This is a genomic window from Streptomyces sp. Ag109_O5-10, from assembly GCF_900105755.1.
GTDB lineage: Bacteria > Actinomycetota > Actinomycetes > Streptomycetales > Streptomycetaceae > Streptomyces.
Genome location: NZ_FNTQ01000001.1, coordinates 4,847,099 through 4,870,989, shown reverse-complemented (window position 1 = coordinate 4,870,989; position 23,891 = coordinate 4,847,099). Strand labels below are relative to the sequence as shown.

The 23,891-nt window shown below is 72.5% G+C and carries 28 protein-coding genes, 2 tRNA genes and 2 pseudogenes; 20 read left to right on the top strand and 12 right to left on the bottom strand.

The annotated features are described in order from the left end of the window. Positions 1 to 65 precede the first annotated feature (65 nt). Positions 66 to 153: transfer RNA gene (locus BLW82_RS22295), tRNA-Ser, on the top strand. 67 nt (positions 154 to 220) lie between these two features. Here BLW82_RS22295 and BLW82_RS22290 read toward each other — a convergent pair. Then, entirely contained in the window at positions 221 to 583 is a 363-nt protein-coding gene (locus BLW82_RS22290) for a hypothetical protein (protein WP_093501084.1), read from the bottom strand. Between the two features lie 283 nt (positions 584 to 866). On the opposite strand from BLW82_RS22290, the gene BLW82_RS22285 reads away from it, so the two are divergent. Next, the gene (locus BLW82_RS22285) at positions 867 to 1,088 is read left to right on the top strand and encodes a hypothetical protein (protein ID WP_093501082.1); all 222 of its coding nucleotides are present in this window, start codon (positions 867 to 869) and stop codon (positions 1,086 to 1,088) included. Between the two features lie 489 nt (positions 1,089 to 1,577). Here the strand turns inward: BLW82_RS22285 and BLW82_RS22275 are convergent, their stop codons facing one another. Then, entirely contained in the window at positions 1,578 to 2,375 is a 798-nt protein-coding gene (locus tag BLW82_RS22275; protein ID WP_256215912.1) for a bestrophin-like domain, read from the bottom strand. 330 nt (positions 2,376 to 2,705) lie between these two features. Between BLW82_RS22275 and BLW82_RS22270 the strand changes: the two genes are divergently transcribed. Continuing rightward, positions 2,706 to 3,215, top strand: a complete 510-nt coding sequence (locus BLW82_RS22270; RefSeq protein WP_093501080.1) for a DinB family protein — start codon at positions 2,706 to 2,708, stop codon at positions 3,213 to 3,215. 77 nt (positions 3,216 to 3,292) lie between these two features. Here BLW82_RS22270 and BLW82_RS22265 read toward each other — a convergent pair whose 3' ends face one another. Further along, on the bottom strand, positions 3,293 to 3,772 hold the full coding sequence (locus BLW82_RS22265; RefSeq protein WP_093501078.1) for a YflT domain-containing protein: 480 nt from the start codon (positions 3,770 to 3,772) through the stop codon (positions 3,293 to 3,295). Between the two features lie 113 nt (positions 3,773 to 3,885). Between BLW82_RS22265 and BLW82_RS45590 the strand changes: the two are divergent. After that, positions 3,886 to 4,075: pseudogene (locus BLW82_RS45590) on the top strand (ArsR family transcriptional regulator); the annotation flags it as partial. An 8-nt stretch (positions 4,076 to 4,083) separates the two neighbouring features. On the opposite strand, the gene BLW82_RS22255 reads toward BLW82_RS45590, so the two are convergent. The 5 genes and pseudogenes from BLW82_RS22255 to BLW82_RS45585 all read right to left on the bottom strand — a co-directional run bounded on the left by BLW82_RS22255 (position 4,084) and on the right by BLW82_RS45585 (position 10,540). After that, a complete protein-coding gene (locus BLW82_RS22255; protein ID WP_093501076.1) occupies positions 4,084 to 5,985 on the bottom strand; it encodes a copper resistance CopC/CopD family protein in 1,902 nt (633 codons plus the stop codon). A gap of 150 nt (positions 5,986 to 6,135) precedes the next feature. After that, positions 6,136 to 6,501 (bottom strand): annotated as a pseudogene (locus tag BLW82_RS22250) (SDR family NAD(P)-dependent oxidoreductase); the annotation flags it as partial. 35 nt (positions 6,502 to 6,536) lie between these two features. Beyond that, entirely contained in the window at positions 6,537 to 7,031 is a 495-nt protein-coding gene (locus tag BLW82_RS22245) for a cupin domain-containing protein (protein WP_093501072.1), read from the bottom strand. Continuing rightward, positions 6,997 to 7,635, bottom strand: coding sequence for a GNAT family N-acetyltransferase (locus tag BLW82_RS22240; RefSeq protein WP_093501070.1), 639 nt, complete (start codon positions 7,633 to 7,635; stop codon positions 6,997 to 6,999). The genes BLW82_RS22245 and BLW82_RS22240 overlap by 35 nt, the downstream gene beginning before the upstream one ends. Then, positions 7,628 to 10,540 (bottom strand): penicillin acylase family protein, encoded by a 2,913-nt coding sequence (locus tag BLW82_RS45585; RefSeq protein ID WP_256215911.1) that lies wholly within the window; start codon positions 10,538 to 10,540, stop codon positions 7,628 to 7,630. The genes BLW82_RS22240 and BLW82_RS45585 overlap by 8 nt, the downstream gene beginning before the upstream one ends. A 145-nt stretch (positions 10,541 to 10,685) precedes the next feature. On the opposite strand from BLW82_RS45585, the gene BLW82_RS22225 reads away from it, so the two are divergent. The 4 genes from BLW82_RS22225 (at position 10,686) to BLW82_RS45580 (ending at position 12,756) form a co-directional block, all read left to right on the top strand. Further along, a complete protein-coding gene (locus BLW82_RS22225) occupies positions 10,686 to 11,294 on the top strand; it encodes an HhH-GPD-type base excision DNA repair protein (RefSeq protein WP_093501068.1) in 609 nt (202 codons plus the stop codon). Between the two features lie 114 nt (positions 11,295 to 11,408). Further along, a complete protein-coding gene (locus BLW82_RS22220) occupies positions 11,409 to 12,059 on the top strand; it encodes an HdeD family acid-resistance protein (RefSeq protein ID WP_093501066.1) in 651 nt (216 codons plus the stop codon). A 156-nt stretch (positions 12,060 to 12,215) separates the two neighbouring features. After that, positions 12,216 to 12,560 carry a hypothetical protein gene (locus tag BLW82_RS44545; RefSeq protein ID WP_177233030.1) on the top strand — a complete coding sequence of 115 codons (345 nt, stop codon included), beginning with the start codon at positions 12,216 to 12,218 and terminating at the stop codon, positions 12,558 to 12,560. 67 nt (positions 12,561 to 12,627) lie between these two features. Next, on the top strand, positions 12,628 to 12,756 hold the full coding sequence (locus BLW82_RS45580; protein WP_256215910.1) for a hypothetical protein: 129 nt from the start codon (positions 12,628 to 12,630) through the stop codon (positions 12,754 to 12,756). Positions 12,757 to 12,819: 63 nt separating this feature from the next. On the opposite strand, the gene BLW82_RS22210 is transcribed toward BLW82_RS45580, so the two are convergent. Continuing rightward, positions 12,820 to 14,379, bottom strand: coding sequence for a helicase HerA-like domain-containing protein (locus tag BLW82_RS22210; protein ID WP_256215909.1), 1,560 nt, complete (start codon positions 14,377 to 14,379; stop codon positions 12,820 to 12,822). Positions 14,380 to 14,491: 112 nt separating this feature from the next. On the opposite strand from BLW82_RS22210, the gene BLW82_RS22205 reads away from it, so the two are divergent. After that, entirely contained in the window at positions 14,492 to 14,788 is a 297-nt protein-coding gene (locus BLW82_RS22205; protein WP_003999914.1) for a type II toxin-antitoxin system VapB family antitoxin, read from the top strand. Between the two features lie 111 nt (positions 14,789 to 14,899). Beyond that, entirely contained in the window at positions 14,900 to 15,556 is a 657-nt protein-coding gene (locus BLW82_RS22200; RefSeq protein ID WP_256215908.1) for a LytR C-terminal domain-containing protein, read from the top strand. Positions 15,557 to 16,127: 571 nt separating this feature from the next. On the opposite strand, the gene upp is transcribed toward BLW82_RS22200, so the two are convergent. Then, positions 16,128 to 16,763, bottom strand: coding sequence for a uracil phosphoribosyltransferase (gene upp / locus BLW82_RS22195; protein ID WP_093508193.1), 636 nt, complete (start codon positions 16,761 to 16,763; stop codon positions 16,128 to 16,130). 116 nt (positions 16,764 to 16,879) lie between these two features. Between upp and BLW82_RS22190 the strand changes: the two genes are divergently transcribed. The 4 genes from BLW82_RS22190 to BLW82_RS22175 all read left to right on the top strand — a co-directional run bounded on the left by BLW82_RS22190 (position 16,880) and on the right by BLW82_RS22175 (position 18,626). Then, positions 16,880 to 17,086 carry a hypothetical protein gene (locus tag BLW82_RS22190; protein WP_093508192.1) on the top strand — a complete coding sequence of 69 codons (207 nt, stop codon included), beginning with the start codon at positions 16,880 to 16,882 and terminating at the stop codon, positions 17,084 to 17,086. A gap of 363 nt (positions 17,087 to 17,449) precedes the next feature. Further along, entirely contained in the window at positions 17,450 to 17,977 is a 528-nt protein-coding gene (locus BLW82_RS22185) for a tRNA adenosine deaminase-associated protein (RefSeq protein ID WP_093501063.1), read from the top strand. A 56-nt stretch (positions 17,978 to 18,033) separates the two neighbouring features. After that, complete coding sequence (gene tadA / locus BLW82_RS22180; RefSeq protein ID WP_256215907.1) at positions 18,034 to 18,465, top strand: tRNA adenosine(34) deaminase TadA; 432 nt, start codon at positions 18,034 to 18,036, stop codon at positions 18,463 to 18,465. 76 nt (positions 18,466 to 18,541) lie between these two features. Then, positions 18,542 to 18,626 (top strand) — tRNA-Ser (locus tag BLW82_RS22175). A gap of 46 nt (positions 18,627 to 18,672) precedes the next feature. Here BLW82_RS22175 and BLW82_RS22170 read toward each other — a convergent pair. After that, a complete protein-coding gene (locus tag BLW82_RS22170; protein ID WP_093501060.1) occupies positions 18,673 to 18,876 on the bottom strand; it encodes a PLD nuclease N-terminal domain-containing protein in 204 nt (67 codons plus the stop codon). Positions 18,877 to 19,141: 265 nt separating this feature from the next. On the opposite strand from BLW82_RS22170, the gene BLW82_RS44540 reads away from it, so the two are divergent. The 5 genes from BLW82_RS44540 to BLW82_RS22145 all read left to right on the top strand — a co-directional run bounded on the left by BLW82_RS44540 (position 19,142) and on the right by BLW82_RS22145 (position 22,824). Then, entirely contained in the window at positions 19,142 to 19,312 is a 171-nt protein-coding gene (locus BLW82_RS44540) for a hypothetical protein (RefSeq protein ID WP_177232768.1), read from the top strand. A 17-nt stretch (positions 19,313 to 19,329) separates the two neighbouring features. Next, a complete protein-coding gene (locus tag BLW82_RS22160) occupies positions 19,330 to 19,623 on the top strand; it encodes a Dabb family protein (RefSeq protein ID WP_093501057.1) in 294 nt (97 codons plus the stop codon). Positions 19,624 to 19,807: 184 nt separating this feature from the next. Continuing rightward, the gene (locus BLW82_RS22155; RefSeq protein WP_093501054.1) at positions 19,808 to 20,674 is read left to right on the top strand and encodes an RNA polymerase sigma factor SigF; all 867 of its coding nucleotides are present in this window, start codon (positions 19,808 to 19,810) and stop codon (positions 20,672 to 20,674) included. 330 nt (positions 20,675 to 21,004) lie between these two features. After that, a complete protein-coding gene (locus BLW82_RS22150; protein ID WP_093501052.1) occupies positions 21,005 to 21,931 on the top strand; it encodes an RNA polymerase sigma factor SigF in 927 nt (308 codons plus the stop codon). A 176-nt stretch (positions 21,932 to 22,107) separates the two neighbouring features. Further along, positions 22,108 to 22,824, top strand: coding sequence for a hypothetical protein (locus BLW82_RS22145; RefSeq protein ID WP_093501050.1), 717 nt, complete (start codon positions 22,108 to 22,110; stop codon positions 22,822 to 22,824). A 67-nt stretch (positions 22,825 to 22,891) separates the two neighbouring features. Here BLW82_RS22145 and BLW82_RS22140 read toward each other — a convergent pair whose 3' ends face one another. Further along, positions 22,892 to 23,095: a hypothetical protein gene (locus tag BLW82_RS22140; protein ID WP_093501049.1), complete on the bottom strand. Its 204-nt coding sequence runs from the start codon at positions 23,093 to 23,095 to the stop codon at positions 22,892 to 22,894. 205 nt (positions 23,096 to 23,300) lie between these two features. Between BLW82_RS22140 and BLW82_RS22135 the strand changes: the two genes are divergently transcribed. Next, positions 23,301 to 23,891, top strand: a complete 591-nt coding sequence (locus BLW82_RS22135) for a MarR family winged helix-turn-helix transcriptional regulator (RefSeq protein ID WP_093501047.1) — start codon at positions 23,301 to 23,303, stop codon at positions 23,889 to 23,891.

Here is a 23,891-nt window from a genome sequence, read left to right as displayed (position 1 = left end):
TACCCGACGTCAGGGGGTAGGAACGAGTTCGCGAGCACTCCTCTCGGTCATGTAATGTTCCCAGCGGAGGATTCGCCTAGAGGCCTAGGGCGCACGCTTGGAAAGCGTGTTGGGGGCAACCCCTCACGAGTTCGAATCTCGTATCCTCCGCCAGTGCCTCACCGGGCACGATGTCGAAGGGCCCCACCGTTCACGGTGGGGCCCTTCGGCGTTGTCCGTTTCACTTTCCGTTTCGGTCGGCCTCCGCGGAGTACCAACCGGGGGCGCTCTCCTTGGTGACGACCGGTTCCGCCCAGGCCGCGATCGCCAGGACGTCCCGTTTCACCATGCGCCCGTCGACAACCTCGTAAAGCAGCCGCCGCGCTCTCGGCCCGAGCCGGATCACGTACCGAACGCCCTCGACGTCCACCGCGCCGATTTCACCACGGTCGCTGTCGGCGGCGAACCCGTCAGCCTCGACCACCTGCCAGCCGGCCTTCGTGGCGAGGTGCACCCAGGTACCGAACGCCCGCTCGTGATCCGAGTAGGGCGTCACGCCACCCACGCGCGCGACGATCTCGACAGGGTCCGTCCGCTCGTCCATGGTTCCTCCCCGGCTCCCCCTCCCGGACGGGAGACAGGCGATCCCGGATCATGGCAGATGCCGTCCATCGGCGCCGTACAGGGCCTCGCCGACCTGCTGAGCAACCCTTTTCGACACCGGGCCCGCATCCGGGCCGCTCCCCAGGGCAGTAACGGATGCCTAGGGTCCAGTTTCGCCTCGCCGGGTCTCGAAACCCCAGGTCAGCGGCGTGAGAGGGTTGTTCCCGTCTTGATCTGTGCCGACGGCCACAGCGGCCGGGACACGCGCGGGCGCATACTGAGCCATGACTAAGCCTGCTGCGCCGAAGCGTCACTTGCCCACCAGCCCCTTCAAGGCCGCGGTCACACCGATCCCCAAACACTTCGCCGTGGGGGACCAAGTCACCCACGACATGTACGGCCTCGGCCGAGTCATCGGCATCGAGGGCGGAGTCGCGGCACTCGTGGATTTCGGCTCGGCGCAGATGCGGATCTTGAGCCCGTACGCCAAGATGACCAAGCTGTAGGACCGCTGTGCCCGGTCACGGCACACCCAGGCCCCTTCAGGGACTTGTAACGAAAGAGAGTCCTCTCATCCACCTGACGTCGCTGTTCTCCGCCCCGGAAGCCCAAACCCGTTGCTCCACCGCAGCATCGCCGCCTCCGTCGGCCAACCCCTTCCAGGCCCCTGACTTCGGAGAAGACGAGACCCTGCCGCTCAACGACACGCAGGAGCCCGCCACGGGCACGCGTGTGACGCGGCCCGACGCGGCTTGGCTCCGGGACTGACAGCCCCGTTCACCACCGTTCGGCCGGGTCCCGTAGCGCTCCCGGCACCGACGGCCGCCGTCCCTGAACGCTGGTGAACGCGCCTGCACACCGCGAGTGCCTCACCGGGCACGTTGTCGAAGGGCCCCACCGTGAGGTGGGGCCCTTCGACGTTGTCCTCGGATCTCGTTGTCCTGGTCTTTGTCCGGCCCTGTCCTTGCCCGCAGCGCGCGGACCCCGCCCGCCGTCTACGGCCCGCCGTCGAAGAAGCCGGACTTCAGGTCCCCGATGACGGCGTCGAGCGGATGCCCGCTGACGACGAACGGTCCGCTCCAGGGCGCGCTGAGTGCGAAGAGCAACGCCAGGCTCAGCCCGACCACACTCGCGACCCCCACGATGAGCAGCGACGTTCGCAGACTGCTGCGGAAGACGAGTGCGCCGGAGTTCACGATCAGGGCCACACCGCTGACCACGAGGGTGACGACGTAGAGCGTGGGAACGTCGCGCGAGGCGGCCGCGACGCGGGCGCGGCGACTGCTGGTGACACCGTCCAGGGCGAGCACCAGCTCCCCGCCGGTCGGGACGCCCACCTCGGGCCGGGCCGCCTCGGTCCGCACGCTCCGTTCCAGCCCTGCGATCGCGCGAGCGGTGGCCGGGTCGTCGCCGGACGCCGCTGCCGTGCCCTCCCACTCCCTGGCCCGCGTGGTCCGCAGGTAGTCCAGCAGTGCCGCATGGATCGGCTCCGACCGGACGTGCGGGCTCGTCGCCGCCCATGCCAGCCGGGAGGCCGCGGCCGCCTCCTCGCTCACCAGCCCCTCGGCCGCGCGCAGGTAGCCGGCCTCGCTGGCGAGCGAGAGTGCCGCGAAGATCGCGAAGGCGGCGCCGAGCGTCGGCATCAGGGGCGTGGCGATCTGCGGCACCCGATCCCGTTCCTCCACCGGTACGAGTGCGCGGACTCCGACCCGCGCCACCGCCGCAACCACGAGGGCGAGCAGGAGGCCGGCCACGACCAGTACCACCGCCGGGCGCGACGTCAACCAGTTCACCGCGTCACCTGCAGCGCGTTCCCGCGAACACCCCACGGCAGCGGCACATCGGGCACCGCGACCCGGAGCTCCACATCGACCACTTTTCTCCGTATCGATCACTTTTGATGACCGCGCCATGATCACAGGTCGCATACCTCTGCCGCCCGCGACGCCCGGACGGCGCCCCTCTTCGTCGGCCGAACAGCCCATGGCCCTCCGGTCTCGGCGCTGCTCGTCCACGCCGGCATGGGCAGGCGGGTGCCGGAATGGGTGCGGTCGGCTGGATACTGCTCGCGCGCCCGGGACGCCGGAGCGGATGATCGGTCAAACGGATGAGGAGTACGGCCAGTGACCAGCGACCCCCGCACGGGACCGCCCAGCTTCGGCAGTGAACGCGAGATGCTGCGGGCCTTCCTCGACTATCACCGCGCGACCCTCGCGATGAAGTGCGAGGGGCTCACCGACGAGGAGCTGCGCCGGCGGTCGATGCCGCCGTCCACGTTGTCGCTGCTCGGTCTGGTGCGGCACCTGGCGGAGGTGGAACGCGCCTGGTTCCGCCGGGTGTTCGAGGACAAGGACGCGCCCATGGTGTGGTCCGACGAGATCGACTTCCAGGCGGCGTACGACGCGAGCCGGTCGACCAGGGCGGAGGCGTTCGCCGCCTGGGAGGCCGAGGTGGCGGCCTCGCGCCGGATCGAGCGCGCGGCAGCCTCCCTGGACCAGGCCGGGTACCAGCCGAGGTGGGAGGAGGAGGTGTCGCTGCGGATGGTGATGCTGCACGTGCTGCTGGAGTACGGCCGCCACAACGGGCACGCCGACTTCCTGCGCGAGGGCGTCGACGGGACCGTGGGCGCCTGACCGGAGCAGCCGGGCCGGACGGCCCGCTTCCGGGCCCGCTCCGCCGGGTGGGCCCCCGGGACGGCCACGGGCTCCGCTCAGCCTTCGCGCCAGCCGAGCTTGATGAGGAGGTTCTTAGCCTCCTCCGCGACCTCGGCCTGGGCGACCACGTCGTAGCGGGCGGCGACGATCTGGCTGCGGGACGCGAAGTCGCGGCGGCCCCCGGTGAAGGCGTGGCCGGCGAAGCCGAAGAGGGCGCCGAAGATCGCGCCGTAGAACAGGCCGCTGATCATCAGGACGAGGACGTGGTGGTTGCCCGCGGCGAACAGCGACAGGAGCAGGCCGACGAGCAGCCCGAACCAGGCACCCGAGCCCGCGCCGGCCAGGGCGGCCCGGCCGCGGGTGAGGCGGCCGAGCACCGTCTCGACCATCCGCAGGTCGGAGCCGATGATCGCGGTGTGCTCCACCGGGAACTTGCTGTCGGAGAGGAAGTCGACCGCGCGCTGCGCGCCCTCGTAGGTCGGGTACGAGCCGACGACCGGCCGGTCGAGCGGCGCCGTGGGCGGTTGCTGGGTCATCGCGGGACTCCCTTCCTCACCGCCCCCGTCGAACAGCCTGCTGCGGGGCGGTGGTCCCCGCAAGGCGGAACGCGCCCGACGCACGCGGTGGACGGCGGGGTCCGCTGCCGGCCACCGAACGCGCCGTCCAGAAGATCATCACCGACCTGGAACAGCACGGCTGCCTCTCCCACACCCGCAAACGGCCGCACCAACCAGTGCCGCATCGACCCCGACAAGGTGCTCCGCCACCCCGCCGGGGCCGGCGCCGGACTGGCCGTCGCCTTCCTGCTCACCCTGCTGGTCAGGGGCGAGACGGAGCGCCACGGCGGTCACCGCCAAGTGGCGATCCGCACCTTCTTCGTCACCGTCACCTGGTCCAGGTCGGAGATCCGTACCGTCACCGACATCGTCCACTCGCCCGCGATGGGGAGGTTGACGGAGTCGGCGGCCCAATAGCCGCCGCGGTCGGTCACGTTCGCCGGGAGAGGGCCGATCTTCTGAGCGGCGAGGGTGAAGGAGAGGCGGAGTTCGGGGACGGCGGAGATGCCGCCGTCGGGGCCGAAGACGACCGCCTGCACGGAGTTCGCGCCGACCCGCCCCGGGTCCAGGGTGATCTGCACCTTGCCGTGGCCGTTCGGAGTGCCGACGTCGAAGGGGACGAGGGCGACGACGGCCGCGGGGATGCCGGCCGGGGCGGCCTGCGCCGCTCCCGACCCGGCCGCCTCGGCCGCGGCCCGGCCGGGCAGGGTGCCGGTGAGGATCGTGGTGATGCCAAGGACGGCGACGCCGACGGCCACTTCGGCGAGGACCGAACGGCGCAGGGCGGCCTGCCGGCGGCCGGCCGGGGCGGACCCGGGCTCGTCGGTGGGGGCCCGAGGCTCGTCCGGGGGTGGTGTGTCCTGCCCCTCGGCCGGTGAGCCCGCCGGGCCGCCGACCGGCAGTGGGACACGCTCGGGGACCGGCACGGCCGGGGAATCCGCCGCCTTCGCCGTCCAGCGGCGGGACTGCGAGGCGGCCGCCAGCAGCAGCGTCACCGCGGCGAGCTTGACGAGCAGGAGCCTGCCGTACGCCGTGTCCGTGAGGGCCTGCCAGGAGCCGAGGCCGCGCCAGGACTGGTAGACGCCGGTGACGACGAGGACCGTCACCGAGCCGAAGGCCGTGCGGGAGAAGCGGGTGACCACCGCGGCGGGCAGCGGCACGGCGGAGCGCTGGAGGGTGATCAGGAGGGCCACCAGGCCGCCCATCCAGAGCGCCATCGACAGCAGGTGCAGGACCGACGACGTCATCGCCAGCGGGACCTGGATACCGGCCGAGGCGTGTTCCGCCGCCGCCCAGGTCAGGGCCAGGGCGACGGAGAGGGCGGCGGCCGCCGCGAGCTGGGGGCGCGACGGGCCGGACGGGAGCTCGCGGCCCACCCGCCCGCGGAGCAGGTGGTGGAGGGCTGCGATGAGTGCCAGCAGGGCCACCCTGGCCAGCAGGGCCAGACCCGGGCGGCCGGTCGCGGACCTGGCGAGGGCGGAGAGGTCGAAGGCCGCCGCCGGGGAGGTGCCCTCCTCGTACGGGGAGCGCAGGACGAAGAGGAAGAGGGTGGCGGCGAGCAGCGCCCACCACGCCGTGCGGACCGGGGTGCGCAGGGGGGCCGGGTCCGGCGGGCGGCAGACGGCCAGGAAGGCGACGGTGCCTATCAGCAGGGCCACGGCGAGGTACGCGACGTAGCGGCCGATGTTGTAGAGGCTGCCGGTGAGCGGGTTCTCGACGGGGCCGGCGGAGACCGTCGCCGTGGTCGCCGACGGCTTGCCCACGGAGAAGGTGAGGGCGCCGGAGACGGGGTGGCTGTCCGCCGAGACGACCCGCCACGCGACGGTGAACGTGCCGGTGCCCAGCTTCTCCGGGAAGGTGATCCGCGCGGTGTCCGAGCCGGCCGGGCCGTGTCCGGCCTCGCTGGTGTCCACCCGGTGGTTGGTCGGGTCGTACACCCGGAACGAGTCGTCGAGCAGGCCGACGGCCTCGGTGAAGGTGAGGGTGACGGAGGCCGGGGACGACTTGAGCACGGCACCGTCGGCGGGGTCGCTGCCGCGCAGGGCGGCGTGTGCGGAGGCGGGGGCGGCCGAGGCGAGGAGGAGGGCGGCGAGGAGGGAGCCGAGGAGCGTGAGGGCGCGCAGGACGCCGCGGTACCCGTGGTTCCGGTGGTCGCCGGTCGGCCCTCGCCGCTGGTCGTGTCCTTCGCTCATGTCACCCGCTCGGAGTTCGGAAACACGCGTTCCCGGGTCATACGGCTGGGAAGCCCGTGGTGCTCATTCGTCGGCGGGATCGTCGTGGCCGGTCGCGCCCCGCAGGGGCGCGGAGCCGCACATCGACACGGCCCCGCCCCCTGCGGGGCGCTACCACGTCGGGCGTGCCGACACCCCGCCGTCGACCACCAGGTCGTGGCCGGTGATCCAGGACGCCAGGGGCGAGGCCAGGAAGACCACCGCGTTCGCCACGTCGTCCCCGTTCCCCAGCCGGCCCGCGGGCACCGCCTCCTGCCACCGCCGGACCCCGTCGGGCCAGTCCTCCGCGAGCCCTGCGCGGTCGATGAGGCCCGGGGAGACGGTGTTGACGCGGATGCCGGAGCGGCCGTACTCCAGGGCCGCCGCCCGCGCGTGCATGACCACCGCGGCCTTGGCCGTGCAGTAGTGGGCGTGGCCGGGGGCCGGGTGGGACGCCTCGATGGACGCGATGTGGGTGACCGTGCCGCCGCCCGCGCCCGTGACCAGGGCGGTCTGTCCGTCGAGCAGAGGGGTCATGGACGGCAGAGTTCCGTGATGCGGGCGGCTTCGGACGGATAACGCGCCGTGAGGTCGGCCGCGTTGCCGTGCTCGTACCCCTCGAAGGTGAATCCGGGGGCCATGGTGCAGCCGAACAGTGTCCAGGCGCCCGGGGTCGCCACCCGGGCGCCCATCCAGGTGCCGGCCGGGACGGTCAGCTGGACGTGCTGGCCGCCGAGCAGGTCGGGGCCGAGGACAGGCGTGCTGGTGGTGCCGTCGGGGGCGAGCAGCAGGAGGTCCAGCGGGTCGCCCAGGTGGTAGTGCCAGATCTCGTCGGTGGGGAGGCGGTGCAGGGCCGAGAAGTCGTCGGCGGTGAGGAGGACCACGATCGCGGTGCCCTCGGGGCGGCCGTCGGGGCGGGCGGGACCGGCCCAGGTCTCCCGGAACAGGCCGCCTTCGCGGGGGATCGGCTCCAGGCCGTAGTGGGCGATGAGGTCAGCGGGGGTCGGCTTCGGGCTGGGGCTCGACATCGCGGAAGTCACCCGGGAAGGCTACCGGCCGGGTGAGGAAAGCCAGTTGAGCGTGCTTCTCGGGCAGGTGGACGTCGGGCAGGTCGATCTCGGGGAGGACGACGGCCGGGCCGAGCTCGAAACCCTGGCGCCGGAAGCGGGCGATCGCCTTCTCGTTGCGGACGTCCGGGTCCACGACGATGCGGTGGCGGTCCCGGGCGAGCAGCACGTACGCCGTGAAGGCGGTCAGCAACGCCTCCGTCCAGCCGGGGCGGGGGCCTTCGGGTCCGGGCGGGGCGAGCAGGACGTGGACGCCGATGTCGCCGGGGCGGACCTCGTAGCACTCGCCCACCCGGTCGGCCGCGGGCTCGTAGGTCTGCAGGAGGCCGACCGGGGTGCCGTCCTTCTCGGCGAGGTGGGCGTGGTGGGTGTCGAGGGTCGCCAGGTGGGCGTAGACCTCCGCGACCTGGGCGCGGGTGAGGCCGGTCATGCCCCAGAAGGCGGCGCGTTCCGCGTCGACCCAGCTGTGCACCACGGCCGCGTCGTCCTCGGGGTCGAGGGGGCGGAGCCGGACGGTGCCGAAGCCGGGGACGGGGTGTTCGAAGACGGGGTGGTGCTCAGCCATCGGTGTCCTCCGTGAGGTCTGCGCGGTGCAGTCGGGCCCAGTCGGTGACGACCGGGGCCAGTTCTCCCCCGAGCCACAGGGGGAGTTGGTCGGTGTGGTGGGGGGCGCCGGGGGCGCCGTCCGCGCCGAACGGGACCACCCAGCGGCTGTCCTCGCGGCGGGCCAGGTCCCAGACGTAGCGGGCGGCCGGGCCGCGTGCGGAGCGGTCGGTGAGGCCGGGGACGGCGGAGGTGCACAGCACGCAGTCGTGGTCGCCGGACAGCGCCGGTCCGTCGTACGGCGACGGACCGGGCAGCGCCTGCCAGGGGGCGAGGCGGTGGGTGTCGCCCCAGGTACCGGTGGGCGGTCCGGCCGCGACCTCCTGCACGGCCGCGCGGACGGCGGCGGGGCGATCGACGCCGTACAGCTCCTCCGCCCGCAGGAGGTGTTCGAGGGCGAAGGCGATCCGGGGGGTGAGGGCCAGCCAGGGGAGCAGGACCTCGGGGAGGGCCGGGGGTTCGGCGAGCGCGGCGAAGGCGGGATGGGCGGCGAGGTGCCGTACGACGGCGGAGCGTACGGCCGCGTAGGCGGCGGCGTCGGTGCTGTCGGCGTCCATCCGGCGGTCCCAGGCGAGGAGGCGGTCACGGAGGGCGCCGGCCTCGGGGGTGAGACCGTCGAGGGCGGCCAGGTGGTCGAGGAGGGGGGCGGCGGAGGCGAGGTGGGTGTCGGTGTGGATCGCCTGCAGGCCGTCGGCGGACCAGGTGCGGCGCTCGTCGAGGAGGGCGCGGATGCGGTCGGCGCGGTGCGGCGGGGCGAACTCGACACCGAGGGGGGCGGCCGGGCCGCGCTGGTTGGCCATCACGGCCACGCCGTCCGTGAGGCCGCCGTACGGCATCTCGTGCCAGCCCTGCCAGTCGTGGCCGGGGAGCCAGGCGGGGGCGAGGCGGGTGCGGTTGGTGTGGGACCGGACGGGGACGCGGCCGGCGACGCGGTGCAGCACGCCGCCGTCGGTGTCGGCGGCGTGCACGACGTTGACGGGCTCGACCCAGGCGTCGAAGGCGCGGTCGACGTCGGTGACGTGGCGGGCGCGGAGGAGGGGGAGGAGGGCGCTGAAGCCGAGGTCCTCGGTGACGCGAGGCGGGTAGCGGAGCGCCAACGCCTCGGCTTCGCCCTCGGCGGACGTCTCCCCACCCGCACCACCCGTGCAGGTCTCGTGGTCGGGTGCGGGTGGCCCCTGCGGGGGTTGAGCGCCGACGGCGGCTGCGGATGGCTGGGCAACGGCGAGGTTATCGGCGTGCGGAGCACGTGGCGTGCGGGACTCGTGGGCGGGTGCAGGTGGCCCCTGCGGAGGCCGGGCGCCGACGGCGGCTGCCGGTAGGTGGGAGACGGCGAGGGGGTCGGCGTGCGGAGCGCGCGGCGTGCGGGACTCGTGGGCGGGTGCAGGTGGCCCCTGCGGAGGCCGGGCGCCGACGGCGGCTGCCGGTAGGTGGGCGACAGCGAAGGGTTCGGCGTGCGGAGCACGTGGCGTGCGGGACTCGTGGGCGGGTGCGGGTGGCCCCTGCGGAGGTTGGGCGCCGTCGGCGGCTGTCGGTGCGGCGGCGAGGGGGGCGGCGGGTGGAGTGCGTGGCGTCCGGGATTCGTGGGCGGGTGCAGGTGGCCCCTGCGGAGGCCGGGCGCCGACGGCGGCTGCCGGTAGGTGGGAGACGGCGAGGGGGTCGGCGTGCGGAGCACGTGGCGTCCGGGATTCGTGGGCGGGTGCAGGTGGCCCCTGCGGAGGCCGGGCGCCGACGGCGGCTGCCGGTAGGTGGGAGACGGCGAGGGGGTCGGCGTGCGGAGCGCGTGGCGTGCGGGACTCGTGGGCGGGTGCGGGTGGCCCCTGCGGAGGTTGGGCGCCGTCGGCGGCTGTCGGTGCGGCGGCGAGGGGGGCGGCGGGTGGAGTGCGGGATTCGTGGGCGGGCGCGGGTGGCCCGCAATCGGCGGCTGCTGGTGTGGTCGTCTGCGGGGGGTCCGGCCATTCGGTGATGACCGGGCCCCGGGGTGTTTCGAGTACCTCGATCTCGACCGGCGGGTTGCCGGAGACCTCGATCGTCTCCGTGTGGCGGTCGGCCGGGGTCCAGGTGCCGTCCGGGGCGAGGGCCTGTACGCCGGTGTCCGTGCGCCGCAGGCGCTCCCGGTAGAGGTCCTGGTAGTCGGCCATCGCGTTGGTGATGGACCAGGCGACCGTGCCCGTGTGGGCGAAGTGCGCGATGCCGGGGACGCCCGGGACCGCCAGTCCCACGACGTCGAACTCCGGGCAGGCGAGCCGGATCTGCTGGTAGACGCCGGGTGCCTCGATGAAGCGGTGGGGGTCGCCGGCGAGGAGGGGCCGGCCGGTGGTGGTGCGGGAGCCGGCGAGGAGCCAGCCGTTGCTGCCCGAGGTGCCCGGGCCGTCCGTGGCGAAGAGCGGGACGGCCTCCTCGCCCAGGTGCCGTATCGCCTCCTCGCGCCACAGCTTGGCCGGGAAGCCGGCGAACAGGATGTGCGTGGTCAGCCAGACGCCCAGGGGATGCCAGGGCTCCCAGGTGCCGGGGGCCAGGCCGGTGCGGGCGAACTCCGGGGTGCGGGCGGCGCCGGCCGGCAGGCCCTCGTTGACGCCGGCCACGTACGCCCGTACCCACCGGGCCGTCTCCGGGTCCCGTCCCTCCAGCGCCCCGAAACAGCGTCTGGCCGTGTCCGCCAGGCGGGCCCGGCGGGCGAAGGCGTCCCAGGCGACGGCCGGTGCGCCGAGGAAGGACGCCGACGTGCCCTGCGCGCGGTGCCGTTCCACCTCCAGCTGCCAGGCCCGGTCATGGGCGGTGACCCGGCCCTGGGCTCGGGCGAGTTCGAGGGCGTCGGCCGCCCGCAGATGCGGGATGCCCCAGGCGTCGCGGTACGTCCCGGCGGCCACCTTGCGACCTCCTTGTCTGAGGTTAGCCTTACCTAAGCTGAATCGCGGAGGAATCGTACGCGAGGAGGGAGGGAGCGGCGGAGGCCGGGGGAGCGCGGGCGGCGGCGAGCGCGCGGCGCCGGTCCGGACGCGGGATCATCGAGCCATGGACGCCGACACCGACTCCCCCGCCCTGCATCTCGCCCAGGACCCCGAGGCCGACGAACTCCTCAGCCGCAGCAGGCTCGCCGCGCTCACCGGCATGCTGCTCGACCAGCAGGTGCCGATGGAGTGGGCGTTCAAGGGGCCGGCGACCATCGCCCGGCGCATGGGCACGGACGACCTGGACGCGCACGAGATCGCCGCCCAGGATCCGGAGGCGTTCGCGGCCCTGCTCGCCGAGAAGCCGGCCGTGCACCGGTATCCCGGCTCCATGGCCAAGAGGATCCAGCAGCTGTGCCAGTACCTCGTCGAGCACTACGACGGTGCCGCCGAGGGCATCTGGCGGGACGCCGCCACCGGGGCGGAGCTGCTCCGGCGGCTCCAGGAACTGCCCGGCTTCGGGAAGCAGAAGGCGCAGATCTTCCTGGCGCTGCTGGGCAAACAGCTCGGGGTGACGCCGACGGGGTGGCGGGAGGCCGCCGGGGCGTACGGGGAGGCGGCGGCGTACCGGTCGGTGGCCGACATCACCGGGCCCGAGTCGCTGGCGAAGGTGCGGGCCCACAAGCAGGAGATGAAGGCGGCGGCGAAGTCCGCGAAGGGCGGGGCCACGTAGCGGGTGGGTGCCGCGCCGTGACACGTGCCGGGCGGGCGGCCGTGGTCCTCGGGGCGTCATCCGATCAGTCCCTCCCTGCTGGCACCACCGCCTTCCCCGGTCTCAGCTGGAACCATGACCGAGCCCCCCAGCACCGGCCCCGCCGACGACGACCGGAAGGCGCACGCCACCGGCACCGCTCGGCATGAGCCCGAACCGCCCTTCGAGGGACCGCTGCACGCCCTCTCCCAGGCCGCCTGGCAGATCGTCCTGCTCACCGGGATCGCCTCCCTGATCCTCGGCGTCCTGGTCCTCGTCTGGCCCGGCGCCTCACTGCTCGCCGCCGGCGTGCTCTTCGGCATCTATTTGCTGATCGCCGGTGTCTTCCAGCTGGTCTCCGCGTTCGGCACGCACCGGGCGACCTCGCTGCGCGTGCTGGCGTTCATCAGCGGCGCGCTGATGATCGTGCTGGGCCTCTTCTGCTTCCGCGGCCCCCTGGAGTCGATCCTGCTGCTCGCCCTGTGGATCGGCATCGGCTGGCTGATCCGCGGGATCACGCAGACCATGGCCGCCGTCTCCGACTCCCGGGTGCCCGCGCGGGGCTGGCAGGTCTTCCTCGGGATCGTCACGTTCATCGCCGGCGCCGTGCTGATCGTCTCGCCGTTCACGTCGGTCGCGGTGCTCACCCTGGTCGCCGGTATCTGGCTGGTCGTCGTGGGCGTCGTCGAGATCGTCACGGCGTTCGGCATCCGCGGCCGCGCCCAGCAGATCCCGCGGACCCTGTGAACCCCGGCCTCGTCGGCGCGGAGCTCGTGAGCGGCGTGGGCCACGGCGGCGTCGCCCCGTCCGATTCGTCAACCTCGCGCCCCGCAGGTACGCCGAGCGAGCGGTTCTCGGGCCCCGCACGATGAACACCGCCCACTTCGCGGGGAGATGACCGGCATGAGCAGCGGTCCTTCGACCGGACGCCGCCCGCGGTCGGGCCCCGCCTGGCCGCGGGTGCTCGTGCTGCTGCTCGCCCTGCTGCTGGCCGGCGTCCCGACGGCGGCCGAGGCGCTCGCCGCGACCGCCCCGGCCGTCTCGGCGGAGACCGCCGAGCACGACGTCGCCGACATCCCGCTGCGGCCGCCCGCCCGCCCCGTCGACCGGGCCGACGTACCCCAGCGCCCCGCGCCGCTTCCCGACCCGGCCCCCGCCGGCCCGGCGGACCGCCACCGGCCCTGCCCGACGGCACCGCGTCCGCCGTACGCCACGCCCCTGCTGCGCACCGTGGTCCTGCGCTGCTGAGAGACCGGCCTGTCCCGCACTCCCCCAGGTCAGTCAGCTCAGTCGGTTCTACGCAAGGAACACAGTCATGTCCTCAGACCCGTACGCGGTCCTGCGCGCCCTGCTGCGCGCGGAAGCCGTGCGCAGCACGCCGAAACCGGAGACGAAGACGGCCGAACCGCCGCAGCCGCGGCCTCAGGCGCAGAAACGCGGTTGACCCCGCGGAGCTGAGCCGGAACCGAGTCGTGGCCGGGCCGGGTGTCCTGTGCGGGCGCCCGGCTCACCGGCGCCGACGGGCCGTGCCGAACAGCGACCGGGTGATCTCACGGCCGAGTTGCGTGCCCACCGACCGGGCGAGGGACCTGAACATCCCGCTGCCGACCACCTGCTCGACCAGCGACGGTTCCGCTCTGCGGGCCGCCGCGGGGGCGGGGGCCTGCGGCTCGGCCGGCGTCCGCCGCAGCTTCTCGTACGCCGACTCCCGGTCCACAGCCTGTGCATAACGTCCGTGCAGCGCGGACCCGCGCACCGCCGCGTCCAGCTCCGCCGCGTCGACCGGCCCCATCAGCGACTCGGGGGCCCGCAGCCGGGTCGCCGCGACCGGCGTCGGGGCGCCGGTCTCGCCGAGCACGGTCACCACGGCCTCGCCGGTGCCGAGCCCCGTGAGCAGCTCCTCGAGGTCGTACGACGACTTCGGGAAGGTCTGCACGGTGGCCCGCAGCGCCTTCTGGTCCTCGGGGGTGAAGGCCCTGAGCGCGTGCTGGACGCGGTTGCCGAGCTGGCCGAGGACGTCGGACGGTACGTCCTTCGGGGTCTGCGTCACGAAGAAGACGCCGACTCCTTTCGAGCGAATGAGGCGCACGGTCTGCGTGATCGAGTCCAGGAACGCCTTCGAGGCCTCGTCGAACAGCAGGTGCGCCTCGTCGAAGAAGAAGACCAGCCTCGGCCGGTCGGCGTCGCCGATCTCGGGGAGGTCGTGGAAGAGGTCGGCGAGCAGCCACATCAGGAAGGTGGAGAAGAGGAGCGGTTTGTCCTGGACGGCGGGGAGTTCGAGCACCGAGACGATGCCGCGGCCGTCCGGGGCCGTGCGCAGGAGGTCGGCCGTGTCGAACTCCGGCTCGCCGAAGAAGTCCGTCATGCCCTGGGCCTCGAAAGCGGTGAGCGAGCGCAGGATCACCCCGGCCGTGGCCGTCGAGAGGCCTCCGATGTCCTTCAACTCCGCCTTGCCCTCGGCGGAGGTGAGGAAGGCGACCACCGCCCTGAGGTCCTTGAGGTCGATCAGCTCCAGGCCCTTGGTGTCCGCGTAGTGGAAGATCAGGCCGAGGGACTGCTCCTGGGTCCGGTTGAGCTGGAGCACCTTGGCGAGCAGCAGCGGGCCGAAGCTGGTGATCGTCGCGCGGACGGGGACGCCGTGGCCCAGGCCGCCGAGGGCGAGGAACTCCGCGGGGAAGCCGGTCGCCGTCCACGGCCGGCCGGCCTCGGCCGCCCGGCCCTCGACCCCGGCGTCGGGCCGCCCGGGCCTGGCGATGCCGGACAGGTCGCCCTTGACGTCCGCCAGGAACACCGGGACGCCGTGCGCGGAGAGCTGCTCGGCGATCAGCTGGAGCGTCTTGGTCTTGCCGGTGCCGGTGGCGCCGGCGACCAGGCCGTGGCGGTTGAGCACGGCGAGGGGGATGCGGACCCGTGCGCCGGGAAAGCACCGGCCGTCCCGCAGAACGGCGCCGAGGTCCAGCGCCTGACCGGCGAAGGCGTACCCGGCGGCGATGTCGGCGACCACGGGATCGCCGGCGCCCGCGGGGTCGTTGACAGGCGCTTCGTCGGCCTCACCGGCACTCATCATCGGACCCCCTGTTCCCGTTTGGCCCACTTGTTGACCTTTACGGTGTCTTTTCCAGCGTCGCACTCGGTCGCCATGGCTGCGCCCGGAACGTCTGGACCGGTAGGCTTTCCGTGTGATCTTCAAGCGCATCGGAAACGGCCGGCCGTACCCCGACCACGGCCGGGAGAGCACCCGGCAGTGGGCGGACGTCGCACCGCGCCCGGTCCGCCTCGATCAGCTCGTGACGACCAAGGGGCAGCTCGACCTGGAGACCCTCCTCGCCGAGGACTCGACGTTCTACGGCGACCTCTTCGCGCACGTCGTGAAGTGGCAGGGCGACCTGTACCTGGAGGACGGGCTGCACCGCGCGGTCCGCGCCGCCCTCCAGCAGCGTCAGGTGCTGCACGCACGCGTGCTCGAACTCGACTGACACCCGTAGGCCGTCGGGCATTTGCCGCCGGTTGACCCTTTCGGGTCAGACCGTCCGCCGTCGGATGATCATCTATTAGTCAACGCACCCGTGGCGCACTACGCTGCGCTCATGAGCATGCTGACTCCCCCCGGCATGGGCGGCCAGTACCGGATCACAGGGGACAAATACCCTCGCATGCGCCCGCGCCGGCGGCGTGCCCGGCTGGTTCTCTCCGTGGTCGCCTCCGTCACCGCGCTCGGCCTGGTCGGCTGGGGCACCCTGCAGCTCATCGACGTCTTCACGGGCGGCGGCGGAACGGCCTCGGCGGCCGGTTCGGCGAGAGACTGCGTCAAGCAGGCCGCCGCCAGCGCGAGCCCCGCGGCCGGTGCGTCGGCCGTGGTGTTCCCCAAGCCGGCCCAGATCACGGTGAACGTCTACAACGCCACGACCCGCACGGGCCTGGCCAAGGACACCGCCGACGAACTGAAGAAGCGCGGCTTCAGGATCGGCGACGTCGGCAACGCGCCGGCGAAGTTCGACCAGAAGGTCAAGGGCACGGCGATACTGCTCGGCCCGGCCACCGCCCTGAAGACCTCGCTCCCGGTCCTCGCCACCCAGGTGACGGCGGCCGACCAGCGCACGGAAGCGGGCCGCAAGGGCACCGCCGTCGACCTGATCATCGGCAACGCCTTCAAGTCCCTGACCCCCCGGGCAACGGCCACACAGGCCATCACCGCCCTCTCCGCCCCCAAGCCGCCGGCCTCGACGACGAAGAAGACCTGCTGAGAGCAGGGCACCGCCGAACTCCGCCGCCCCACCGGGTCAAAGCGGCGCCCAGGCGAACGCCCCACAACGCCCCAAAGGGGCGCGAGGAACTGCGCGACAAGCCACGACGGACCCACCGCCGCCGACGCACCCGCACCCCTACCGCGCCCAGGCGAACGCCCCAATGGGCACCGCTGCGGCGCGTCAAAGAGACAGGTCCGCAACGCCCCAAAGGGGCGCGAGGAACTGCGCGACAAGCCACGACGGACCCACCGCCGCCGACGCACCCACACCCCTACCGCGCCCAGGCGAACGCCCCAATGGGCACCGCTACGGCGCGTCAAAGAGACAGGTCCGCAACGCCCCAAAGGGGCGCGGGGAACTGCGCGACAAGCCACGACGGACCCACCGCCGCCGACGCACCCGCACCCCTACCGCGCCCAGGCGAACGCCCCAATGGGCACCGCTGCGGCGCGTCAAAGAGACAGGTCCGCAACGCCCCAAAGGGGCGCGAGGAACTGCGCGACAAGCCACGACGGACCCACCGCCGCCGACGCACCCGCACCCCTACGGCGCCGAGGCGAACGGTCCGCTACTCGGCCGCGCCGTACAGCCGGTCGCCCGCGTCGCCCAGGCCCGGCACGATGTAGCCCTGCTCGTTGAGGTGGTCGTCGACTGCCGCCGTCACGACCGTGACCGGCGTCCCCGCCAGCTCCCGCTCCATGAGTTCGACGCCCTCGGGCGCGGCCAGCAGGACGACCGCCGTCACGTCGTCCGCGCCGCGCCTGATGAGCTCGCGGATCGCCGCGACCAGCGTGCCGCCCGTGGCCAGCATCGGGTCCAGGACGTACACCTGGCGCCCGGAGAGATCCTCCGGCATCCGCGAGGCGTACGTGGACGCCTGCAGCGTCTCCTCGTTGCGGATCATGCCCAGGAAGCCCACCTCGGCGGTCGGCAGCAGCCGCACCATGCCGTCCAGCATGCCGAGCCCGGCCCGCAGGATCGGCACCACCAGCGGCCGCGGCCGGGCGAGCTTGACGCCGGTCGTGGCGGCCACCGGGGTCTGGATGTCGACCGCCTCGGTCCGCACGTCCCGCGTCGCCTCGTAGGCGAGCAGGGTGACCAGTTCGTCGGCGAGCCGCCGGAACGTCGCGGAGTCGGTGCGCTGGTCGCGCAGCGTGGTGAGCTTGTGGGCGACCAGGGGGTGGTCGACGACGTGGAGACGCATGTCCACAACAGTAACCGCGCCCTCTCCCGCCTCGCGCACCCCCGCGCAGCTCCATGCTGGCATCAAACCCCCCATCCGGGGGAAAGTGGAGGTGTCGGACTGGGGGTGATGTGATCGTGCCCGAACTTCCCGGACCGCACGAGCGGCCGGACCGCGCTTACGGCGCGCCCGAGGGTGAGACGGAGGCCGAGCGGCGGCGCCGCCGGGCCCGGTTCCTGCGCGAGCTCGCCGAGGCGCGGGCGCTGCGCGACCGGGTCCAGCCCCGCCGCGCCAAGGTGGCCCGGCTGCGGCACGCGATGCGCATGCGGACGTTCCGCTGGTAGGAATCGCCAGGAGACGGCAAGACTCGGCAACAGTCGTGAAGCCGATCCTTCGGCAAAGATCCACTCCTTGTGGCGCGTTGCGGTCCGGCACGGGGAAGGCCGTGCGTGGGCCGCGGGAAAACCCGCGTACGATCCGCAGGTGGCGGCAACGAGTGCGCTGGTGACTGCGTTGACGGGCGCATGGATGGCTCTTTGCATACGTGCGATCAAAACTGCCAGACACAGGGAGCCGAAGACGTCCCCTGAACGCCTTGTTTCTGCCACGATTCCGAGTGGGCGGGGCTCGGAGCACAGCTCTCCCGCCCAGAACCTCCGCCGGGGGGACCCCCAACCGGCACGCCTAAGACCAGTGGGAGAGTCACGGTGTACTTCGCCGCACTGCTCGCGCGCACCGAAGACGGGTGGGAAGCGAGCGACACAGAGCTCGACGATGTGGAGACCCTGTCGGACCTGGCCGATCTGGCCCGGGAATCGGCCTCCGAGGCCGACGACACGGTGCTCGTCTTCATCGAGCAGGAAGACGCGTGGTTCGGCGTCGTGCGCGTCGACGGGGAGGAGGATCCCCGGGTCTTCGTCTCCAACGCAGCCGCCGCCGCCCGCAGCTCGTACGGCGAGCTCCTGCTCACCGACGAACTGCTCGGAAGGGAGCCCAAGGACGACGCCGACGACCTGGACGCCCTCGACCTCGACGGCACCGAGGACGGTGAGCCGGACGCCGAGGAGGACGACGACGCGGACGGTTCCGCCGTGCCGGCCGGCCCGGTCGGCGACGCCGCGATCCTGGACGACCTGGGCGTGAGCGCGAAGGAGCTGCTGACCCTGGACGAGGACGCGCTCGGCGAGATCGCCGAGGCCCTGGGCGCCTCCGACGTCCTGGAGACCGTCCGCTGACCCTCCACGAGGCAGCAGGGTCCCCCGACCCGGTACGCGACCGCTGGCGGGCCGCGATGCTGCTCGCCCTGGACGAGGCCGGCCAGGCCGTCCGGGGCGGGGACGTCCCCGTCGGCGCCGTCGTGCTGTCCCCGGACGGTACGACGGTCCTCGCGGCCGGGCACAACGAACGCGAGGCCACCGGCGACCCCACCGCGCACGCCGAGGTCCTCGCGCTGCGCCGGGCGGCCGCGGCGCTCGGGGAGTGGCGCCTCACCGGCTGCACCCTGGTCGTCACGCTGGAGCCCTGCACGATGTGCGCCGGCGCCCTGGTCCAGTCCCGGGTGGACCGGGTCGTCTACGGCGCCCGCGACGAGAAGGCCGGCGCCGCGGGGTCCCTCTGGGACGTCGTCCGCGACCGGCGCCTGAACCACCGCCCCGAGGTCGTCGAGGGCGTCCTGGCGGACGAATCCGCCCGCCTCCTGACGGACTTCTTCCGCACCCGCTGACCCACCCGCCGGGGCCTTCCCCGGCCGCCGAATACCGATTTCAGAGCACGGCCCCCCGTGCTGTAAGGTCTCCCTCGGTAGCGTGTCCGAGCGGCCGAAGGAGCTCGCCTCGAAAGCGAGTGTGGCGCAAGTCACCGAGGGTTCAAATCCCTCCGCTACCGCTGTCGAAGGAAGGGCGGTCCCGTATCGGGGCCGCCCTTCCTTCGCTCAGGCCGGCCGCTCGGGGCGCTTGCCCGCGTAGTTCCACACGAGGGCCCCGAAGACCGGGGCGTGCAGCAGGAACAGCAGCCAGAGCCACTTGGGGACGTACCTGACCCGCTCCCTCGGCGTGCGGACGCAGTCGAGCAGTGCCGCCACGACGAGCACGATCAGCAGGGTGACGAGCCCGAAGGCCACCGCCGTCATCAGCATCCGCGTTCTCCCTCTCGACCCCCGGTCTGCCCCGGGCCGCCTCCGTCGTCTCGGCCCTTCATCGGAGCGGGCCCCGCGATCGGTTCACGCGTGCGGTTCACGCCTGCGGTTCACGCGATCGGTTCCTGCTGGGGAGATCCGGAGATTCGGAGAAAAAACCCGGCGCCCAACGCGCCGTTGGTCATACAAAACGATCGGAGGGTTACACTCGCGCCCGGCAACCGGGGGAACCCGGGGGACGTGACAGGGGAGAGGCCAGGTGGCGGTGAACGCCAAGAAAATCGGCGTCTACGTGCTCGTGATCTTCGCGCTCTACGTGATCATCACGGACCCGCCCAAGGCGGCGGACTGGATCCAGATAGTCTTTCAGGGCATATCGGACGCCGCGAAGGCCGTCGGTGACTTCTTCACCTGGCTGGCCAACGGGGCGAAGTAGACGCGCCGGGAGTACTCATGATCCGCCACCTGGTCCTCTTCAAGCTCAACGAGGGCATCGGGCGCGACGATCCGCGGGTCGTCGCGGGCGCCCAGGCCTTCGCCGCCCTCGGCGACCAGATCGAGGAGCTGCGCTTCTGGGAGTGCGGCTGGAACATCAGCGACCGCCCCATCGCCCACGACTTCGCGATCAACTCGGCGGTCGAGGACCAGGACGCGCTCAAGCGGTACCTGGAGCACCCGGCCCACCAGGCGGGCGTGGCGCAGTGGCGGGAGTTCGCCACATGGGTGATCGCCGACTACGAGTTCTGAGCCGGACGGCCGCGTCCGCATCCCGAGCCCTCTGCCCGCCGGGCAGGGGGCTTTGCTGCATCTTGTGCCTCAACTTGCCCGTATTAATACCCAACACGACGTTACCAGGTGCTTGCACACAGTGCACATGTCTTGTGATGCTATGACCGCTTTTGACGGATGATTGACCGATGAAGAGGTGGCGTTGACCGTGTCGGCCAGTTCTGCGCCGCCCCAGGAAGAGGCGCCCGCCCCAGCCCAGACCCCCGCCGCTCCCGCCCAAGCCCCCGCCCCCGCCCCGGAGAAGCGGCGGGGTGCCGACACCCGGGCGCTGACCCAGGTGCTCTTCGGGCAGCTCAAGGAACTCAAGCCGGGCACGCCGGAGCACAACCGCGTGCGCGCGGCGCTCATCGAGGCGAACCTCCCGCTCGTGCGCTACGCGGCCGCCCGCTTCCGCTCCCGCAACGAGCCGATGGAGGACGTCGTCCAGGTCGGCACCATCGGGCTCATCAACGCCATCGACCGCTTCGACCCGGACCGGGGCGTGCAGTTCCCGACCTTCGCGATGCCGACCGTCGTCGGGGAGATCAAGCGCTACTTCCGGGACAACGTCCGCACCGTGCACGTACCGCGCCGGCTGCACGAGCTGTGGGTCCAGGTCAACAGCGCGACCGAGGACCTGACCACCGCCTTCGGCCGCTCCCCCTCCACCGCCGAGATCGCCGAGCGGCTGCGGATCAGCGAGGACGAGGTGCTCTCCTGCATCGAGGCCGGCCGGTCGTACCACGCGACCTCCCTGGAGGCCGCGCAGGAGGGCGACGGGCTGCCGGGCCTCCTCGACCGCATCGGCTACGAGGACCCCGCCCTGGACGGCGTGGAACACCGCGACCTGGTCCGCCACCTGCTCGTCCAACTCCCCGAGCGGGAGCAGCGGATCCTCCTGCTGCGCTACTACAGCAACCTCACCCAGTCCCAGATCAGCGCGGAGCTCGGCGTCTCCCAGATGCACGTCTCCCGCCTCCTGGCCCGCAGCTTCCAGCGCCTGCGCTCGGCCAACCGCATCGAGGCGTAGGGCCTCGCCCCAGGGGACCGTTACCGGCCCGAGACCCGTTCCCGGCGACTTGGTGAGACCGTAACCGCAAACAGGATCGAGCCATCACCGCCGCGAGCGAATCGCTCACCAGGGCACTTCCCGACAGTTGAGCGTCGAAAAAGCGTCAGACCCCCTTCTTCCAGGGCGGATTCGCATCTCGCATGTCGACATGTCACTACAGCGTGTTGCCGACATGTGACATTCTGCGGGAAGCGCGTTTGCAGGGGCTCCGGCTCCGGTATTCAGGTGAAGGCATCGTTCCTCGCAGGGAACACCGCCGCGACCGTCCCGCGACCCAAAGGGGGTGGCATGTCCGCAGACCAGGGCAGCTCGAAGGTGCTCACGCCCACGAACAGCGAGGCAGCGCCCAAGGAGCTCGACGCCATCGACGTGCTCGACAGCATCGATGGCACGATCGACGGCGCCCCGGCGCTGGAGGCCCCTCCGGCCCAGGAAGTTCCGGCCGTCTCGGAGAGCCTCGACACCCGCACCCTGTCCCGCTCCCTGTTCCTGCGCCTTGCCGCACTCGAGGAGGACAGCCCCGAGCGTGCCTACGTCCGGGACACCCTGATCGAACTCAACCTTCCCCTCGTGCGCTACGCGGCGGCCCGCTTCCGCAGCCGCAACGAGCCGATGGAGGACATCGTCCAGGTCGGCACCATCGGCCTGATCAAGGCGATCGACCGCTTCGACTGCGAACGGGGCGTGGAGTTCCCCACGTTCGCGATGCCGACCGTGGTCGGCGAGATCAAGCGGTTCTTCCGTGACACCTCCTGGTCGGTCCGCGTCCCGCGCCGGCTCCAGGAGCTGCGCCTGGCCCTCACCAAGGCCAGCGATGAGCTCTCCCAGAAGCTGGACCGCTCGCCGACGGTGACGGAGCTGGCGGCCGTCCTGGGCGTCTCCGAGGAGGACGTGGTCGACGGCCTCGCCGTCGGCAACGCGTACACCGCCTCCTCCCTCGACTCCCCGGCCCCCGAGGACGACGGCGGCGAGGGCTCCCTGGCCGACCGCCTCGGCTACGAGGACACGGCCCTGGAGGGCGTCGAGTACCGCGAGTCGCTCAAGCCGCTCCTCGCCAAGCTCCCGCCGCGCGAACGCCGGATCATCATGCTCCGCTTCTTCGCGAACATGACCCAGTCCCAGATCGGCGAGGAGGTCGGCATCTCCCAGATGCACGTCTCCCGCCTGCTGACCCGCACCCTGGCCCAGCTCCGCGAGGGCCTGATCTCGGACTGAAGTCGCGCCTACGGGTTCCTTACTGACGGAGTGTCAGCCACACTGGCGCGATGCCTCTCCGCAGGACAGAGATCCGTAGGACGCAGATCAGCAGGACGCCGAGCAGCGGGACACCAACCCGCAGGACGCCGAGTGGCCGTGGGGCCGATGCTCCCGCGGCGCCGGTGGCCGGTCGGGTGCGGTCTCGCACGGCGCTGGGCGGCCGGTGGGTCACCGGCACGGCGGCCTCGGCGGTCGCCGCCTGTCTGGCCTCGGCGCTCGCGGCGTGCGCGGGCGGCGGCCACGGCGGCTACACGGCGGTGGGTGCGGCGGGCGGCGCCCCGAGCGCGTCGGCACGGCCGACGGGGTCGGTGACGCTGGTTCCCCTGGACGGCGCGAAGGGAGCGGCGGACAGGCCGACGGCTCGGGCGGGCGGGCGCGAGCCGGTCCCGACCGGCGGCACGGCCACCGCGGCCACCTCGCCGTCCCTCACGACGCCTTCCCCCGGCTCCTCTTCGCGCCGCGACGGCGCCCAGCCACCCCGCAGCGATCCGCCGGCGCCCGACTCACCACGGCCCGGCCCCTCTTCGGCCACGCCTTCGCCCTCGCCCGCCGCCCTCACCTGGAGCACCCCCACCCGCGCGGCCACCGACCAGCGCTGGTGCGAGAAGGTGACCGTCACCTTCGCCAACTCCGGGGGCACCGCGGTGCGTTCGGGCACGGTCACGCTCGGCACGCACATCATCGACCTGCTGGGCATCGACTGGTCGACGGTCACGTCGACGGAGCCCGTGCCAGCCCCGGTCGCGCCCGGCTCCCGCAAGGTGAAGACCTGGACGGTCTGCGTGGACGGCTGGCGCGTACCGCTCGGCATGCACATCGAGACGCGGGTGGTCACCGTCGACTGGAGCTGAGCACGCCGAAGACCCGGAGCACACGGCCCCGGGTTCCTTCGCCGTAGCGGCCGCCGTGGCGGCCGTCCTACATGAACGCGAGCCAGGCCACCGCCGCCACCACGACCACCGCGGCGACGATGCCGAGGATCAGGCCGAGGCGGGGACCGGAGGAGGAGTAGGTGGTCGCCGTCTGCTGAGGAGTCTGCGGGGCCTCGTCGACGAACGCGCGGAACATCTGGGTGCTGCCGGCGGGGTCGTAGTTGCCCTGGGGGCCCTGGGTGTTAGCCATGGCCCGAGACACTAGCGAATCCGGGAGTCCGGCCCAAGTGGGGGGCCTCCCCTACACCCGGCCCACCCCACCTGCGTATTTACGTTCGCAATACTTGTCTTTGCCAAGTTTTTATGCCCACCCTCGCCGATATATTTGCCTGTGGCAACCAAGCAGTTCTATGGTTGCCCCAAGCAACGAATACGGTCGTGAGGAGGTGTGCGGGATGGCGGAGCAGGCGCAGTTCGAGGAGCTGGCGCGTCAGCTCAGCGCCGTCGGAGCCGTGAAACGGGATCTGGGCCGCATTCTGCCGCCCGAGTGCCCGACCGGCTCGGCGGCGGTACTGACGCTGCTCGGCCGTCACGGCTCCATGCGCATGAGCAAGCTCGCCGAGCTGCTCGCCGTGGACATGTCCGTGACCAGCCGGCACGTGGCGCACGTCGCCGAGCGCGGCTGGATCGAGCGCTCATCCGATCCGGCGGACAAGCGCTCCCGCATCCTGCACCTCACGCCCGCGGGCGAGGCGACCCTCGTGGAACTGTCCCGGCGCAGCACCGAGCTGCTCGCCGAACGGCTGGGCGACTGGAGCGACGAGGAGGTCGACCAGCTGATCCGGCTGATGACCCGGCTCCGGGAGAGCTTCGGCGACTGCCGGGCCCCGCACCCGCGGCCCGCCGCCGTCGGCACGGCGCCCACTCCGGGCACGCCGAAAGCCACGGCCGAGGCGACGGACAAGGTCACGGTCACCTCCGCCGCCCGCGCCCCCACGCCCGTACTCGAACCGACGTCCACGACGACCACCCGTACACCCGCATAA